This window comes from Pedobacter sp. W3I1 (genome assembly GCF_030816015.1).
In the GTDB taxonomy this organism is placed as follows: Bacteria; Bacteroidota; Bacteroidia; order Sphingobacteriales; family Sphingobacteriaceae; genus Pedobacter.
Genome location: NZ_JAUSXN010000001.1, coordinates 4,309,635 through 4,324,914, shown reverse-complemented (window position 1 = coordinate 4,324,914; position 15,280 = coordinate 4,309,635). Strand labels below are relative to the sequence as shown.

15 protein-coding genes are annotated in these 15,280 nt (G+C 37.7%); 9 read left to right on the top strand and 6 right to left on the bottom strand.

Translation table 11 applies throughout. The annotated features are described in order from the left end of the window. Positions 1 to 31 precede the first annotated feature (31 nt). Together QF042_RS17680 and QF042_RS17675 are read right to left on the bottom strand one after the other, a co-directional pair. Positions 32 to 280 carry a DUF6520 family protein gene (locus QF042_RS17680; protein WP_307530797.1) on the bottom strand — a complete coding sequence of 83 codons (249 nt, stop codon included), beginning with the start codon at positions 278 to 280 and terminating at the stop codon, positions 32 to 34. A gap of 106 nt (positions 281 to 386) precedes the next feature. Beyond that, on the bottom strand, positions 387 to 821 hold the full coding sequence (locus QF042_RS17675) for a MauE/DoxX family redox-associated membrane protein (RefSeq protein ID WP_307530795.1): 435 nt from the start codon (positions 819 to 821) through the stop codon (positions 387 to 389). An 88-nt stretch (positions 822 to 909) separates the two neighbouring features. On the opposite strand from QF042_RS17675, the gene QF042_RS17670 reads away from it, so the two are divergent. Beyond that, a complete protein-coding gene (locus tag QF042_RS17670; RefSeq protein ID WP_307530793.1) occupies positions 910 to 3,924 on the top strand; it encodes a lantibiotic dehydratase in 3,015 nt (1,004 codons plus the stop codon). Here the strand turns inward: QF042_RS17670 and QF042_RS17665 are convergent. Continuing rightward, positions 3,921 to 4,658, bottom strand: a complete 738-nt coding sequence (locus QF042_RS17665; protein WP_307530791.1) for a LytTR family DNA-binding domain-containing protein — start codon at positions 4,656 to 4,658, stop codon at positions 3,921 to 3,923. The genes QF042_RS17670 and QF042_RS17665 overlap by 4 nt on opposite strands. Further along, positions 4,655 to 5,749, bottom strand: coding sequence for a sensor histidine kinase (locus tag QF042_RS17660; RefSeq protein ID WP_307530788.1), 1,095 nt, complete (start codon positions 5,747 to 5,749; stop codon positions 4,655 to 4,657). Before QF042_RS17660 ends, QF042_RS17665 begins: the two co-directional genes overlap by 4 nt. A gap of 275 nt (positions 5,750 to 6,024) precedes the next feature. Here QF042_RS17660 and QF042_RS17655 point away from each other — a divergent pair, with 275 nt between their 5' ends. The 3 genes from QF042_RS17655 to QF042_RS17645 all read left to right on the top strand — a co-directional run bounded on the left by QF042_RS17655 (position 6,025) and on the right by QF042_RS17645 (position 9,285). After that, positions 6,025 to 7,173 (top strand): hypothetical protein, encoded by a 1,149-nt coding sequence (locus QF042_RS17655; protein ID WP_307530786.1) that lies wholly within the window; start codon positions 6,025 to 6,027, stop codon positions 7,171 to 7,173. A 288-nt stretch (positions 7,174 to 7,461) separates the two neighbouring features. Further along, the gene (locus QF042_RS17650; protein WP_307530784.1) at positions 7,462 to 7,728 is read left to right on the top strand and encodes a helix-turn-helix domain-containing protein; all 267 of its coding nucleotides are present in this window, start codon (positions 7,462 to 7,464) and stop codon (positions 7,726 to 7,728) included. Positions 7,729 to 8,658: 930 nt separating this feature from the next. Beyond that, complete coding sequence (locus QF042_RS17645) at positions 8,659 to 9,285, top strand: phosphoribosyltransferase (protein ID WP_307530782.1); 627 nt, start codon at positions 8,659 to 8,661, stop codon at positions 9,283 to 9,285. A gap of 544 nt (positions 9,286 to 9,829) precedes the next feature. Here QF042_RS17645 and QF042_RS17640 read toward each other — a convergent pair. Continuing rightward, positions 9,830 to 10,471 carry a hypothetical protein gene (locus QF042_RS17640; RefSeq protein ID WP_307530779.1) on the bottom strand — a complete coding sequence of 214 codons (642 nt, stop codon included), beginning with the start codon at positions 10,469 to 10,471 and terminating at the stop codon, positions 9,830 to 9,832. 357 nt (positions 10,472 to 10,828) lie between these two features. On the opposite strand from QF042_RS17640, the gene QF042_RS17635 reads away from it, so the two are divergent. The 5 genes from QF042_RS17635 to QF042_RS17615 all read left to right on the top strand — a co-directional run bounded on the left by QF042_RS17635 (position 10,829) and on the right by QF042_RS17615 (position 14,171). After that, positions 10,829 to 11,971: a hypothetical protein gene (locus tag QF042_RS17635; protein ID WP_307530777.1), complete on the top strand. Its 1,143-nt coding sequence runs from the start codon at positions 10,829 to 10,831 to the stop codon at positions 11,969 to 11,971. A 133-nt stretch (positions 11,972 to 12,104) separates the two neighbouring features. After that, a complete protein-coding gene (locus tag QF042_RS17630) occupies positions 12,105 to 12,608 on the top strand; it encodes a HigA family addiction module antitoxin (protein ID WP_307530775.1) in 504 nt (167 codons plus the stop codon). A gap of 103 nt (positions 12,609 to 12,711) precedes the next feature. Continuing rightward, complete coding sequence (locus QF042_RS17625) at positions 12,712 to 13,077, top strand: nucleotidyl transferase AbiEii/AbiGii toxin family protein (RefSeq protein ID WP_307530773.1); 366 nt, start codon at positions 12,712 to 12,714, stop codon at positions 13,075 to 13,077. Next, positions 13,074 to 13,268: a hypothetical protein gene (locus QF042_RS17620; RefSeq protein ID WP_307530771.1), complete on the top strand. Its 195-nt coding sequence runs from the start codon at positions 13,074 to 13,076 to the stop codon at positions 13,266 to 13,268. The genes QF042_RS17625 and QF042_RS17620 overlap by 4 nt, the downstream gene beginning before the upstream one ends. A gap of 672 nt (positions 13,269 to 13,940) precedes the next feature. Next, positions 13,941 to 14,171: a hypothetical protein gene (locus QF042_RS17615; protein WP_307530769.1), complete on the top strand. Its 231-nt coding sequence runs from the start codon at positions 13,941 to 13,943 to the stop codon at positions 14,169 to 14,171. A gap of 395 nt (positions 14,172 to 14,566) precedes the next feature. On the opposite strand, the gene QF042_RS17610 is transcribed toward QF042_RS17615, so the two are convergent. Then, positions 14,567 to 15,124, bottom strand: a complete 558-nt coding sequence (locus QF042_RS17610) for a putative glycolipid-binding domain-containing protein (protein ID WP_307530766.1) — start codon at positions 15,122 to 15,124, stop codon at positions 14,567 to 14,569. Between the last annotated feature and the right edge of the window lie 156 nt (positions 15,125 to 15,280).

The following is a 15,280-nucleotide window of genomic DNA, read 5'->3' as shown; positions in this document are numbered from 1 at the left end:
CCGGTTGCTGGTTCAAAGGGTTGATCAGCTGCTACTGTGCAAAATCACCAAGTTCCTGGGTAAGGTACCCATCTGCATTGATATTGGGATTTTGGCCTTCCGGATAGGTGCGGGTACAGACCTTGGTAGAGGGTGCGCAATCATAATTGCCGCTTACCGGCTCATAAGAGGTGCCATTGAAACCCCATTTAACATTGGCTTTTTGCGCAGTAGATGCTACTGCTACGCCTGTTCCAAGTAGGAATGCGATAACAGCAAAGTTTAATTTGATCCTTTTCATAAGAAACGAATGCTTTATTACATCAAAAAACATTCAGAAAAACTTTAGTGAATAAATGATGCTTACTCTTTTCGCAGGTTTTCAGCTTTCCCTGTTTGGTCGTTGGTCATGGTAGTGACGTATTTAATTCCTTCCGTTCGAAAGTATAGAGGTATAAAGCAATGAGGTTGAAGATCAAAAAAATACTATTGAATACAAGGTGCGCCGACCAGCCCATTTGGTTCAGGATACCTCCACATGAACAGGGAACCCTGTCCCAGAAATGAAGCATAACCATGGCAATGTAGGATGTGAAGGCTAATAGAAGTGCAGCAGAACTGAGCAACCCAAATAGGAGGGTTCGCTTAAAACACAGCAGCAGCGCAGTAATAATTTCTGCAGGGATCAGGAAATATAAGAGGAAATCCGCCAGCCAGCTGGGAAAAGACTGGTTGTGGAGCTGCTGGTCAAAATCTGAAAAAGTAAAGAGCTTACTTAAAGCAGCATATACAAACAGCAGTACGAGCAGTGGTGGAACGGATATTTTAAAAATTGCCTTCATGGTAAAAGAATTATGAAACAAATTAACGTGGAATAGAAAAGTTAAAACAGTATGAGATGGGTATTATACCCTTTTAAGCGATGAAGAGATGAAAGAAAGTCAGTCAATGGTCTACCAGTTTTTGCCGCAGTTGTTTTTACGGGCACCATATTACAGCTTTACCGGTTATGATCTCTCTCGGTTGCCGGAAGTGTTGCAGGAACAGGCTTTTCGCAATGCAGTTTTTTTGGCGAGCCCGGCGTTTTATGCCTTATTGGAAAAAAAGGAATTTGATTTCGATAAATTAATGGACAAGGAAAAACATACCCTTTACAAGTATTATAACCGGATGTGTTTCAGGCCGACGCCTTTTGGGAGCTTTTCCTCTTTCACTTTACTCCGCTGGGGAAAGGGCGGTCAGGTGAGGCTTGTCGGAAGCGATGAATCAATCCTTCATTTAATACCTGACCAGGGCTTTTTAGGAGGACTGAAAAATACGGCGTGGGCTGTTCTGCCAGAAGAATTAGTGGTCAACCCTACGCTGTACCGGTTTAATGACGTTTTGCGCTTTACGAAATCGTCTTTGGATGATAAAGGCCGGTTTAGCTTTTCCCTGCAAGGCATAGATGCGGTAAAATTTAATGTACAGCTGTTTTCATTTTTATCTTCGGAAAAGGTCTCAAGAGATGTGGCCCTGAGCTGGGTTATGCAGCACAGTGAGTGTTCAGAAACAGAAGCGGAAGAATACATTGAGTTTCTGCTTGACGCTGGGGCGGTTTTCAATAGTACTCAGGGCAAAGTAATCAGTAATGAGGTCATCGGGAACTTTCTCAGTTTACCTGGCTGGAACGCTTTCTGGGAAAATTATACCAGGATTTCCTTATCAGTTGAAGCATCCCTGTCGGCTTTGGCAGGGGAAATTAGGGAAATTGCAAAGGAAACAAAGCCTTTTGCCCAACCGTTTTATGCGGCGCTGGAACGGCCAAACAATACTGGAGGACCAGATGGTGCTGAACAGGTGGAACTATCGAAAGCTGTCCACGTGCTGCAGTTATTGTCAAATCCTGAGCAGCTTGTTGATCTGTCGCGTTTTATCCGCGATTTCCGTTCCCGCTTTGACCAGGAAAGGGTTCCTTTGTTGCTGGCCTTAGATCCCGATAGAGGACTGCATTATGGTGATATGGAACCGTCCATGCCTGACCAGGACATCCTGGAGAATATGCCTTTCCCTGTGCGAGAAGAAGAGAACAGGACCCTTGGATGGCACGTTTCCCAGCAGTTTATCTTCAAACTATGGATAGGGGACACTCTTCGCGATCCCTGGGCCCCGCTGCAGATCAGCGAAGATGATTTGATTAAACTGGAAAGCCAAAAAAGACCTGTTTTACCTTTGCCGCAAACGCAGGCGCTCATGTACCGCTCGACCGGTGAGCACCTGATCATCGAAAACTCAGGTGGGGTGACCGGCGCTTCGCTGATTGGAAGGTTCTCCTGCTTTAGTGATCCGGTACATCGGTTTTGCCAGGAGCTTGCCGAAAGGGAAAATGCAGCAAACCCGGAAGTTGTCTTTGCCGACATCGCCCAGCAGTCTGACACCCACGTTGACAACATCAGTCGCCGTAAGCCCATTTATTCCCACGAGATACCCCTGAACGTATTTCCTTCGCAGCCGGTACAAAAACTGGTATTGCCAGGGGACCTCATGCTGTCCCTTAAAGGGGATGAGCTAATTTTGGAGTCATCTAAATTGAAGAAAAGAGTCGTTCCCCGTCTGGCGACAGCCTATAACTTTCGCAATAACCATTCGCCGGTTTTCCGGCTGTTGTGTGACCTGCAATTTCAGGGGGTACATGCAGGACTTTCATTTAGCCTGGAAAACTTTTTTCCGGGCCTGGGTTTTTATCCCCGGGTCTGTTACGGAAGGGTGATCCTCTGTCTGGCGAAATGGAATTTTGAGGAATCAGACATCGCGCCTTTAACTGCAGGAGATAAGGTTGATCTTATCAAAACCCTGGATGGTTTTCGCAGAAAGCACCGCCTGCCCCGGCACATCACGATTGGGGCAACAGACCAGCAGCTGGTTTTTGATCTGGCCAACATCATTGAGGCAAGGTTTTTTCTGCAGTGTATTGACGGTTTAAAGCGGATAACCATTCAGGAATATTTATTGCCCGACCGTTCCGTCCTGTCTGGTAAAAAGCCACTTGCGGGGCAAATGGTTGCTTTTCTTGCCCACGAGAACAATATTTATAAACCTTCAAAAAAGGAAAGCGCCACTGTTTATGTTGAAAAGCAACGCGACTTTTTAATGGGTAGTAACTGGCTTTACCTTAAAATTTTCTGCATTCCACGCGCTTCGGATGAAATCCTTAGTCAGGTGATTTCCCCGTTCATTAAAGGACAGAGGAAGCGGATAAAAAATTGGTTTTTTATCCGCTACAGCGATAAAGGCTATCACCTGCGTCTGCGCATACAGGCGGAGGAAGATGATCTTGGCGAGATACTCGTAGCTTTGCGTAAAAAAATTGAATCATCGGGACATGATAAGCTCATCCGGGATTTCCAGGGAGATACCTACCGAAGAGAAATCGAACGATATGGTGCCGGTCTCATTTCACATGTTGAGGAACTTTTCTGCGCGGGAAGTGATCTTGCTGCGTTTGTGTTAACTTTAAGGGGGAATAGTTCCCTGCAACTTAGTGAATTTGAACTGGCCATACTTACTGTCTCTCGCATGATCAACTGCTTTTTTTCATCTCTTGTAGATGCTTTGGATTACCTTGGTAAGGTGACGGATCAGTTTATGGCAGAGTTCAGGGCAGAGAAACCGCTGAAGGTCGCAATGGATGAAAAGTACCGGGAGAAGAAAATAATGATAGCGGATTTGCTGGAAGGTAAAGAATTATCAAAGCATCTTTCACCACTGTTAAAGCAGATGGCTGTTTTAGACGAACTTACAAGAAGCTATTCAAAAGATAAAAGAATGGAGCTTTTGGCAGACCTGGTGCATATGCAACTGAACCGGACTTTCTCCGTTAGACAAAGGCAACAGGAGTTGCTCGTTTACTATTGCCTGCAAAAATATACCAACTCACGTTTGGCCCGCGAAAAGTCTTCGGTCTAGTGATCACTCTTGTCTCTTTTACTGATGAGTAGCGTTGGCTGTATTTTTTCCCGGAAGGCGGTGCGGTAAGTTCCTCCGATCGGAATACTCACTTCTCCGCTTAGTCTTACCTGTGCATATTCCAATGAATGAATAGCTGCATGGTTGACGATATAAGACTGATGGATCCTGGAAAAACTTTCGACAGGCAGCTTGGAAAGGACTTCCGTTAAAGTGAGGTAAGTAGTTACTTTTTCATCATTCATATGGATAGTGATATAGTTGCCTATGTTTTCAATATAAAGGATCTCCGTGATGGTGATCCGGTTGAATTTTCCTTTAATGTTGCTTTTGACGAAAAAGAAGGGGCTAGCTGTGATTTGATTTGTCTGACTGGTGAGATTTGAGCGCACTTTGGTAACCGCCTTTAAAAACCGGGTGTAATTGATGGGCTTTAGCAGGTAATCTACTGCATCTTTTTCAAATGCTTCCGGTGCGTATTCCCGGTAGGAGGTTGTGAAAATAATATTGCATGCTGAACCTATAAGGTCTGCCACATCAAGGCCGTTAAGTTGCGCCATATCGACATCTAAAAGAACAATATCGGGAGTTTGAATAGTGCATAGTTCTTCCAACGCTAAAAGCGGGTTGTTGGAGCTGCCAACCAATTCCAGGCCTGGAGTTTGATTGACGTACTTATCGAGTACTTCAATAGAATGGTATTCATCATCAATGATGTAGCATGTTAGGCTCATAATTTAAGGGTTAAAGTGAGTTCGTAAAATTCGCCAGGTTCGTTGATTTTCAGTTTATAGTTGTCTTTATAAAATGAATCCATGCGGAGCCGGATGTTTTGTAGACCTAATGCTTTTCGCTGACGGGGATGTTCGTTCTTTGTTTTCTTTAAGTTTCTGCTGTAAAAAGTTAGTTGTCCGCTTTCGTTTATTGTTAACTTTAGTACAGCCGGAGAAGTAACTTCTGTCAGGTTTCCATGTTTGAACAGGTTTTCTGTCAGCGTAAGCAAAATAAGCGGAATTATTTTACAGCGACTGAAATCACCATGCATTTCCAGCTTAAGATATAGAGGTTCTTTAAACCGGTAGCGGTTGATCGCAATGAGGTTTTCAATCTGCTCAACTTCTCTATCCAGTTTGATTTTTCCATCTAGACCTGCTTCTTCCAAGCTGAAACGCATAATCTCCGATAGGAGCCAAATGCAGTTAGCGGCGTCATCGGAATATTTTTGTGCGCTGTTGTAAACAAAATTAAGTGCATTGAAGAGCATGTGTGGATTGATTTGTTGTTGAAGGTAGGCATTACGTGACTTAGTAAGCTGTGCTTCTAACTCTGCGTTATCTTTTTCAATAATTAGTTGCCGCTTTTCAGCTTCCAAGGCCTGCCTTCTAAAATGGGCGATGTGTCTGGCAGACCAGTAGAATGTTGCCAATAAAATGAAATAAAAAGCCCGTGCTAGATTTCTTGGAAAAAATGCTCTAATAAAAATATGAGAATCGTATTGCATAGGCTGCGGGTTGCCTAAAAAAATATCTGCGATACCTTTAATTAAAAGATAGAGCACAATAATCACTAGAAATAATAAAAATCCCCTTATGTAACTGGATTTTGGTCCAGTAAAAGCGAAATTTAACAATCTGATATGAAAATAAAACAGAGCGACATTTATTGAATAAAATACCATATAAATATAGGGTCTTTCTAAAGCTCCAAGGTGATAGTATACGAACGTTAACTCATAGGTAATGAAAAGTATCCAGCAAGTAGCATGAACAACAAATAACTTTCGAGCTATTGGGCTTAGTTTTGCTTTTATAAAATTTATTATCATTCCTATAGTTTTAACTCCCAAGTCAATCGAATCTGTAATAAATTACCTGATTAGTACATTCAATCTTAAATTAACATAAAAAATTAAAATTATGATCAAATCAAAAAAACTTCCGCAAAAAAGCACACAGCTTCTTAACCAAAACAGATCTTTTAAACGTCAGAATAAATGGTCTGACACTGACACTACTACGGTTAACACCACAATTGTTTCAAGTACTCATATTTTCAACCAATAATGAAATTATGAAAATGCACCAGGAAAATCTTTAGGGTATGCTTAAGAATGAACTGAAGGACATAGAAGAAATATTAATTGGGCAAGAATGCTGCGACAGCAATAATTCAGCCTTACTTAATCTTGAAACTCACTTTGGTCAAATCTATAACGCCTGGGAGAGAGCAATATTTTCCAATACGCCAGAGAATACCCTGGTGCGTTATTTTCATTATCATCTTGATATAATATCAACTATCTCCAATACATTATCTAATTCCCACGATTCCGAAACAAATGTACCTCTCCAAAATGAACTTTTAGCACTTATAGACCATCTGCGGAAATACTATTCCAGTTATTTCAATGAAGATGCGATTGCGCCTATAATTTATCATCAACGATTAGTTTCTCAACTTATCGGAGATATTTGTGCTATCCAAAAAACGCTGCAGTCAAGCCACCTAAATGCTTCTCTAATAGCCTGCCTATTGAAATGGTTCAATATAATGTCCGAGGATACTGGAAAAGTAAAATTTGCCTTTCGTTCATTGTATTATTTCGAATATATTGTTAACCAATTATTTTCAATTGATTACGATTCAGATGAAGCGGAGAATTTAATGGTTTCCCTACTGCTCCGTTCAAATTTCAATAACCTATCTTTTTTTGTTTACTACCAGGATATAATTAGGAATACTTTTGACAATTTTAGAGATACACAGGAAAGACTTAATTATTTGGTTGAGCAGAAAGCAGATGTTATATCATCTCCTGAAGTGAAAAATATAGCTTACGACCCCTCGTGGCCTTCCATAAAAACCATGATAGAAAATTGGTTAACGGAAGAAATTCTGCTTGCAGAAAAGTCTTTGAGCAAGGGGAGTGAAGTTGTTGTTTCTAAAATACCATTGGAAATGTCAGTTGCTCACCTGTCCTGCCTAATTCGTTTACTCTACGAAGAAAGTGTTTTTGCCACTCAGAATCTTCAGTTTATTTTCAAATGTTTCGCTGGTCACTATCAAAGTAAAAGACAGGCTGTTATTTCCCCCGGAAGCCTCAGTAAAGAATTTTATAGTATTGACCAGCATACTGCCGCACGCGTGCGGGATCTGTTACAGCGTATGGTTCAGCGCATCAACCGTAATTTTTTTCCTATGGCCGTTGCAATAAATGCAACAGTCCTCTCTTATCTAAGTATCCGCTAAGTTCCCCCAGCCAGCTATAGCTAAACCCTTCTTTATTGATCAGCCGTTCAGGCAAAAGAGATGTGATGTCGTTCAATGTGCTGAAGTTCATTGAACTACAAGCTTTACAGAATTCAGTACTAAAGCCAAGTCTGTCAATAGGGGTCTGTAATAATTCCTCCTTTTCCATATATTTTATAATATCTGTAGCATTATAAAGATATAAAATTTGTTTCTTTTAAGATGTATCTAATGTGATGTTTCTTATTAGAGGTACCTCTCGCGCATCATTTTGGTTTACTTTACGTTATGAGTAGAGCCAAAAACGAAGAGGAGAGCGACAATATAAAGGAAGTTTTGAAATTGCTTGGCGCACGAATTCGTTCCCTTAGGGAAGCGAAAGGGGAACGGAACTATGAAAAATTCGCCTTTAAACATGATCTTAACCGTACGCAGCTCTGGCGCTATGAAAATGGCGAAGATTTGTATTTCTCATCTTTGCTGAAAGTGCTTTCAGCATTGGATATCACTCTTGCTGAATTCTTTAGCGACGGATTTGATCAATCCGCGAAGTGAAAACATTTAGTAAAAATGAGCAGGCAGCATTAAAAAGAACAAAGCATTTATCTTGTTGATCCTATTCATTTAGATTTCACTTATCCAATAAGCATATCCATTGGAAGAAACGCTTTATTCAGATGGATTTCTAATTAGCCTCAAGAGAACATAATGTGTTGATCCTGACGTAAAGGATCAGATAATTATAAATTACCTCCCGGGACTTATCTGTTGGTCGGACAGTATTCCGATTCGAAAACCGAAAGCACAAGGCTGATTAAACACTAGTCTCTCATTTTGAAATACATCGCTCTAATGAAAATTCTTTCCACTCTCTCTCGCTCATAGTTTTAGTCCTCGGTATCCAAGTAAGCTAGGCACAGAATAAAAAGATTGCACAACAAGCAGTCTGATACCGTGAGCAAAGCCACTGGTATCATGTCGCCAATCCTATCGCAGGAGATTAAAGTGGTGAAAGGAGTGGTTCCATAGATGGGGTCAACTGCGTGCGGTTTATCAAATGCCGCAGTTTATTTTGTATGAGCTAGTTATGTTCCTTTCTGCGAAAGCCTAGACTTTTTTTCATTGAACAAGTCAAATTATTTCCCTAATTGTACCTAGCAATAGAAATCCGCAATGCTATCACATAAAACTCATCTAGGAACATTTTTCCAGTTAGACAAGATGTTTTTAGTCGCGTATTTGTCTTTTTTTGGAGCTTGGGTCAAATAAGTTTTATAAATTTTTCAACCTCCTTTTTTTAAAGTTATGTAAACATTAACTTCACATCTAACTAATTTCTTTCTCTAGAGAAAACGAATCCGAGCAATAGCTCAGTTTCCCCTTTTTTAAGATATAAAAGTTAAAGAATGTAAACAAAGTATCTACCGATCAGCTTTAAAGAACTGGGTCACGTAGGTAAATAACAATAGGATAATAATTTTTCATATGCAATATCGCTCTTTAGTTAACTTAAATGAACAAATAGTTAGGAATATCCATCAGATACCGGAAAATATTGACCTTATTGTTGGGATTCCCAGGAGCGGTTTACTCGCTGCTAATCTTATAGCACTTCACTTGAACCTTCCTGTAACTGACTTACAGTCTTTTGTCTGCAAACTAGACGTTAAAAGCGGAAATAGGGTTAAACACCTAATAAAGCCATTAGAAGAATACCGAAATATTCTAGTCGTTGATGACAGCCTGTTAACTGGTAAGGCCATGAATGAGGCGCGATTGTCCTTACAATCACAAGCAAAAAGTACAAATATAACTTATCTCGCAGTTTTCATAGTTAAGGAAGCAATTGGTTTAATTGATCTGTACTTTGACATATGTCCATTTCCACGAGTATCTGAATGGAATCTCATGCACCATAACTTTTTGGAATCCTGTGTGATGGATATAGACGGAGTGTTATGTGTAGACCCAACAGATGATGAAAACGATGATGGATTAGAATATGCAAAATTTATAGCTAATGCTCGAACATTATTTAGGCCAAGTGTCCGAATTGGAGCCCTTATTAAAGATAACCGCTTCCGGTCGTTTCTATGTAGCAACTCTGTTTGAGCGAAATAAAAGAAAGTACAATATGATTGCTTAACTCGGTTTTAGGTTCCACTTTACTAGCATTTAGCTTATAGTAAACAAAATACTGATTCTAATCAAGAAGAAAACTCTCATGCTTGGCTAAATACACTAGTGGCATAAATATTAATAAAAACACCTAGTAGAGAACTTATAAAACTTCTCTACTAGGTATAAAATTGATTGGGTAATGCGCATGCGAAAAAAACGAATTACACGGCTAGTTTCTCGTTGGTAAGTTGCGGATCTATCTCCATCATTTTCCCCTTTAGGTTCGCCAGACGCGTTAAATCGTACATAAAATCCGTCGACAAAAGCAACTGAGGCCACCCGTAACTGTGGAAAAGAGTCGTTTAAAGACACTTTTCTCTTTTTTATATTCTTTGTAATTCCTTGTTTTTCAAGCAGGTTAGACTTGCGAATTCGCCATCATAAACAATAAGTTCTAAAAATATCTTCCTACTAGCGATCTTTTTCCCTCAACATTATCCTTTTTATATGTTTAAAGTATTTTTAGTGTAACTCTCTAATCTTTCTCTACTTTTCTTACTTTTCCTGAAGTATCTACTGGCATTAGTTGAAATAAAATGTGCCCATCAATTTTCTGAATTTCTTTGGTGTCATACTGTCTCAGTTTCAAAACAGGGCTTTTGGATTTAAGAAAAATCTTCACAGCTGCTTGAGGAAATGAATAAAATTCTACAATGGTTCCGAAATTTCCATGATGACGGTTTCGAAGTGTCTCACTTGCTAGATTATACATCTCTGATGAAAACCGTTTTGAATTTAGTGAGTAGGCGATAAAAATGCCATCAGCTTTTTTTGTTATAGGAAATTCTGAAGTAATAATCATCCGCTCGACGGCATATGGATACTCTAAAGATGAATTTATAATCTGAATCCTTTTGAGCAAGTTGTTTAGTTGTAACTTTTGAGTTTCTATCCTAAAGTATTTGTTGATGTGCTTATTAGCTAGTACTTTACCTCTTAAAGAATGATGCCATACTCCATCGAATATTTTTTCTAAATAGCCTGTGGCTTCCATTTGAATTAATTGTTCTAAGGCCCTATTTTCATCTAGATTCAGTATACTGGAGGTGAGGTTTACAGTAATGAATCGATCTTTTGTTTTTCTTAATAACTTCTGTGAATTTATATCCGAAATCATTATCTTTGGTTATGAGTGCAGTCGAAATATTTTTTGGCATTCTTATTAACATTCTTTCTAGCTGTCTTTTTGAATTGACAGTACAATATCTAAAAAAAGGTTTGATATAATAAAAAAAAGGACTCGAACCCCTTTTTTTTATTTTACTTCTAAAATAGCTTCAGATAGCACTATTTTGGTCTTTCTTCTATTTTTCTGATTTTTAAAATCATATTTTGTGTCCGTCGTTTTTATCGGAACATAGTAATCATTTGATTTTTAAAGTTTTATAATTAAAATTACTAGATATTTATGATTTCTTGTTTTAAATTGCAATTTAAAATATTTACATTTACTTGTTTATCAGTGTTTTAAGTTGTGGATTCGATTAAATTTAGTGAATTTCTTTATGAAAGGATTTCTGAGACTATTAACAGGCAAGCATATATTAAGGCAGTTAATATTGGATACTATAAGACGGAGAGTTTCGGAAATGAATACATAAGGGTTGATTATACTGTCGAGGTCAATGATGATTTCTATAATTTGCCAATATCTTCCCAGCAAGTATTTCAATTAAAACCTCATTATATTTTTACGCTTTCAACTCATGCAAAACGAAGCGGGATAACAGTTAAGAAATTACTTAAGATTTTAGAGTTTAAAAGTATTTATGAAAGCCTTTCGGCTTATGCCATCCATCAATTAGAGTGTGGTCTCCCAGCAGAAGTAGAGATTAAAATACAATCTATTGATTTCTGGCCTGAGGGAAATTATGCAGAACGGTATTTTCATACGCTAAGACATCCTAGTTATGGTTATTCAAGATATAATTCATTTGAATACGACGTTATTCAATGGCATGATTTGCAGAAGTTGACTAATGATAGCAAAGAAAATTATAGGAAAAATAAAAAGCAATTCAGTATTACAGATAATCAGATTTGTGAATTATTTGATTTGTCTCTTACTCACATTCGCAATTTAATTGTCCGTAATTACGTTCCCATAAAGACTAAAGGAATAAAGACCGTTGATGAGGTTCAAATTCATACCTCAAGGTTTGTATACGTACTCAAAGAGGAGTTGAAACGGAAATATTTTTGGAGTCATAATACAGATTATCGACCTCTTATCAATTATTTGTATGATAACTATCTTCAGAGTGAGCGGGATGAAATTATAGCACGACAGAAAATAGATTTTTTATCCCGGTATCTAATACAGGCTGGAGACATTTTAAAATTATCGGATGGTAGAATAGTCGTTGCTGAATCTTTGGAAATCAATTCATCTAATGCAATTTTTTGTACTTATTCAAATTTAAAAACTAACCTGGAGAATGGTAACAGAAGCGCTAGGATATTAGCAAGTAATGTCATCTATATTTTGCCTCAGAAAGATTTTCAGGTTTACAAAGAATTTACCCCATCAAAACGGTATTCGTTATTTGAAAAGTGGTTAGTTAAAAATAATGTTGAATTTAAAATAACGAATTTTACCCCAGATTTGGCGGTTTAAGTTGTCTTAGACTTAGGGTATTGCATTAGAGTCTATTTGCTTTGCTAAGTTGGCAAAACTATAGGAGATCCTTGAATAACATAGTATTTAAGGAACGATATTTGATGTAAACATTTTTGTTTATATTTGATTTATGGAAGCTTTAATCGAAAAGTATAAAGGAATACATCCAGGAATGGTTTTAGAACGAGAACTCACGAAGAGAGGACTAAAAAAAAGACCGTTTGCCCTCGATTTGCATATTTATCCTCAGCAGTTAAACGAGTTAACGAAAGCTAAACGCGGAATTACCGCCGAATTGGCGATTAAGATTGATGGGGCACTTGGGCTTGAAGAAGGAACCATGTTTCTGTTGCAGGCTTACTATGAGCTAAAGAAAGCAAAGATTAAAATGCAGTCTCGTCCTAACTTTGAAATACTTCGTAATGCACTTTTTTGGGACGCTAATATTGATCAGATCGACTGGCAAAATCAAGCAAATTGGGTAATAAAAAGGATTTTTGAACGGGGTAATGACGACGAAAAGACCGAAATATCCCGATTTTACGGTAAGAAGAAAATTCAGGAAGTGACTGGTAGCGATAAAATAAATGGAAACCAGCCTCTAATTATGGCACATTTACGACTTAGCAAATGATGCATTGGGATACTGTTAATGATCGGTTAAAGGACATTTTGCTTCGTTTGATGAAGGAACAATCTTTAATGATTTTCGCCTCGTTGGCGGAACAGCGCTAAGCTTGCAATTAGGTCATAGGAAATCGGTTGATATTGATCTCTTCACAGATGCTGTTTATGGATCTGTAGATTTTAGTATAATTGAACAGTACATGCTAGATAATTTCACTTATGTAAGTACAAGCTTCGGAGTAAATCCTGCATTTGGAACTTCCTACCTAGTGGGGTCTGATAAACAAAATGCTGTAAAAGTAGATGTTTATTACTCAATGGACCCATTTTTTCAGCCAGCTATCGAGACAGAAGGTGTTAGAATGGCTAGTACAGAAGAAATACTGGCAATGAAAATCGATGTCATACAACGGGGTGGCCGTAAGAAAGATTTTTGGGATTTACATGAATTAATGGAACATTATTCAATAGAATGAAACATTATTCAATAGATTTCATGCTAGAACTACATCGTTTACGGTATGAGTGGACGCACGAGCGAGAAAAAATACTTGGAAATTTTGTTGATTTTAGTATTGCGGATCAGGATCCTGATCCGATTTGTCTTAAAGAAAAGGAATGGCCTTTTATAAAAGAAGATTTTGAAGCTGCAACTAATCATAAATGATCTGGAATATTAAATGTTGATTTACCATGTTCCATCGTTTCAATAAATCTTTTACGATGATCCAATCTTTGGAATAACCTATCAATATTAGTTTTTGTCAAGTCACAAATTTTAAACCTCTAAATAATCACTACTAGAGACAATTCAACTTCCCTAGTAGTGATAAAATTTTGCTTCAAAAAAAACATTCGTGGACTAAAATATAGGCTAGCTTTTTAACTGCTTTCCAAGCTCGTCCATTTCATCCATTTTTCTCTTTAAATCGGCCAACCGCTTTAAATCAGCCACAAAACGCAAAGAAATTGTACCATAACTGACCCGTAAGCCCTTTAAGATATCTTGAAGGGCTTTTTTCTTTTAGGCGATTTTCAAATCGTTGAATAATGCAAATAAAGACCGATTTTTGGTTCTAGCCCCGTATGGGTACCCTTACGGTGAAAATGTTTGTTAAATGCTAAAAATAAGATATAAATTGCGGTTTTTTAATTAGTTAAAATTTAATTTCCGAGTTTTTTTTGGTTCGATGTGTTAATTTTTTCAGTATTGTAGATTTCATGTAACATAATCACCCGTGTAGAAAAGAAGGGTCAAGAAAGAAAGTTTTTACTTCTATTTTTATATACTGAAACTTTATTTTTAGTATTTTTGTATATCTCATCATAATGTTTCAGCATGGAACTCATTTTAAAATCAAATAACGAAGAAAGTCTTGCTAAGATTATTGCTTTAGCTAAGAAGTTAAATGTGATTATTGAAAAGAAAAATATCGATTTTAATAATTCAGCCAAGGTTAATCTTAAAAACCGTATTCTTAATTTTAAAGCTACAACATCTTCGTCTTTTGGCGATGCAGCTGAATGGCAACAACATCGATGTTCTGACCATGAATTGCCTTTTTCATAGATATGTTTTACTTTTAAACAGTAATTTAATTATTATTCGTATTCAAATGAGTACGAATACTTAAGGGAGTAATTATTGATGGATCCTGTGGATCAAGCGAAAAAGTTTATCAGGTAGATCTCTTCGTGAAGCTAGTTTTGGCTTCATGAAAATTCCTGGACTGACATATGCAGTTCCCCATATCGTAAGGTAAAAGACCATAATCAGGGTTCCGGTGGGCAGTACGATGGAAAAAGAAATTGTCAAACAAAGCTGGTATGTCTAGTTCTTTTTTCATAATGCTGCTGAAGAGCGGATCAGGATGACCAGGAAGCTTAACGGGTAAAAGATCCAAAGCAAAAAGCTTAGAAACGTTAGTTCTCTCCCGGCCGATCCTGCATTTATTTCCCTTCATTTTATATAATTGCCCCTCTTTCAAATAACCTGGGATAGTCAATTACAAATCCGTCATTGTCAACTTCAATCACTGATTCAAAATCATTTTCTATATTTTGGTAGTGATATTTTTTTTCGGCAAGCCGTGTGTACTTTTGTTGTACCCCCATGATTTTATGTTCCAAAATATTGATGTAGAGCACATCAATAACCATTTGCTGATTTTGATTTAAATGTAGTCTGTTTATGGGTAAGGAATTTGTAAAAGGAGTCAAAGAGATGTCGATGTCGGTACAATTGGCGAGGCCGTCTTGATAATCTCCGTCAATTTTCCAAAGGTTACCAATCTTCTGACCACTTATCTGATTAGTGATGCCGTTCACTTTTGACTTAATACCGAAAGATATTGTATTCCAGTCTGTGTCTGCATGAATGGTGTAATCAACCTTGTATATTGCATTGTCTATATATCCGATGATGGATGAATCTATATTGATCGATTTAGCTCCAACGTTTATCACGCAATTTTCAATAGAGTTATAATGCAAACCTTTCCAGATGATATTTTTGATTTTCATAACGTCTGAGTTCTTTTATTTTTAGTTAACTAAGCGCTTGTTTTTATTAAAATTATCAATAATAATGGTGTATTATCCTTTTTTTAATCGCAGGTTCACTATTCATTATATGGTACAATTGAGTGTTACCCAAGAAAGCAAAAAGCCCGAATGCAA

What these genes read in the sequence shown, in the direction of transcription:
- QF042_RS17670 (WP_307530793.1), top strand. Translation starts at nt 910, where the DNA reads ATGAAAGAAAGTCAGTCAATGGTCTACCAGTTTTTGCCGCAGTTGTTT.
- QF042_RS17630 (WP_307530775.1), top strand. Translation starts at nt 12,105, where the DNA reads ATGGAAGCTTTAATCGAAAAGTATAAAGGAATACATCCAGGAATGGTT.
- QF042_RS17660 (WP_307530788.1), bottom strand. Translation starts at nt 5,749, where the DNA reads ATGATAATAAATTTTATAAAAGCAAAACTAAGCCCAATAGCTCGAAAG.
- QF042_RS17645 (WP_307530782.1), top strand. Translation starts at nt 8,659, where the DNA reads ATGCAATATCGCTCTTTAGTTAACTTAAATGAACAAATAGTTAGGAAT.
- QF042_RS17675 (WP_307530795.1), bottom strand. Translation starts at nt 821, where the DNA reads ATGAAGGCAATTTTTAAAATATCCGTTCCACCACTGCTCGTACTGCTG.
- QF042_RS17615 (WP_307530769.1), top strand. Translation starts at nt 13,941, where the DNA reads ATGGAACTCATTTTAAAATCAAATAACGAAGAAAGTCTTGCTAAGATT.
- QF042_RS17650 (WP_307530784.1), top strand. Translation starts at nt 7,462, where the DNA reads ATGAGTAGAGCCAAAAACGAAGAGGAGAGCGACAATATAAAGGAAGTT.
- QF042_RS17680 (WP_307530797.1), bottom strand. Translation starts at nt 280, where the DNA reads ATGAAAAGGATCAAATTAAACTTTGCTGTTATCGCATTCCTACTTGGA.
- QF042_RS17610 (WP_307530766.1), bottom strand. Translation starts at nt 15,124, where the DNA reads ATGAAAATCAAAAATATCATCTGGAAAGGTTTGCATTATAACTCTATT.
- QF042_RS17640 (WP_307530779.1), bottom strand. Translation starts at nt 10,471, where the DNA reads ATGATTTCGGATATAAATTCACAGAAGTTATTAAGAAAAACAAAAGAT.
- QF042_RS17655 (WP_307530786.1), top strand. Translation starts at nt 6,025, where the DNA reads ATGCTTAAGAATGAACTGAAGGACATAGAAGAAATATTAATTGGGCAA.
- QF042_RS17620 (WP_307530771.1), top strand. Translation starts at nt 13,074, where the DNA reads ATGAAACATTATTCAATAGATTTCATGCTAGAACTACATCGTTTACGG.
- QF042_RS17665 (WP_307530791.1), bottom strand. Translation starts at nt 4,658, where the DNA reads ATGAGCCTAACATGCTACATCATTGATGATGAATACCATTCTATTGAA.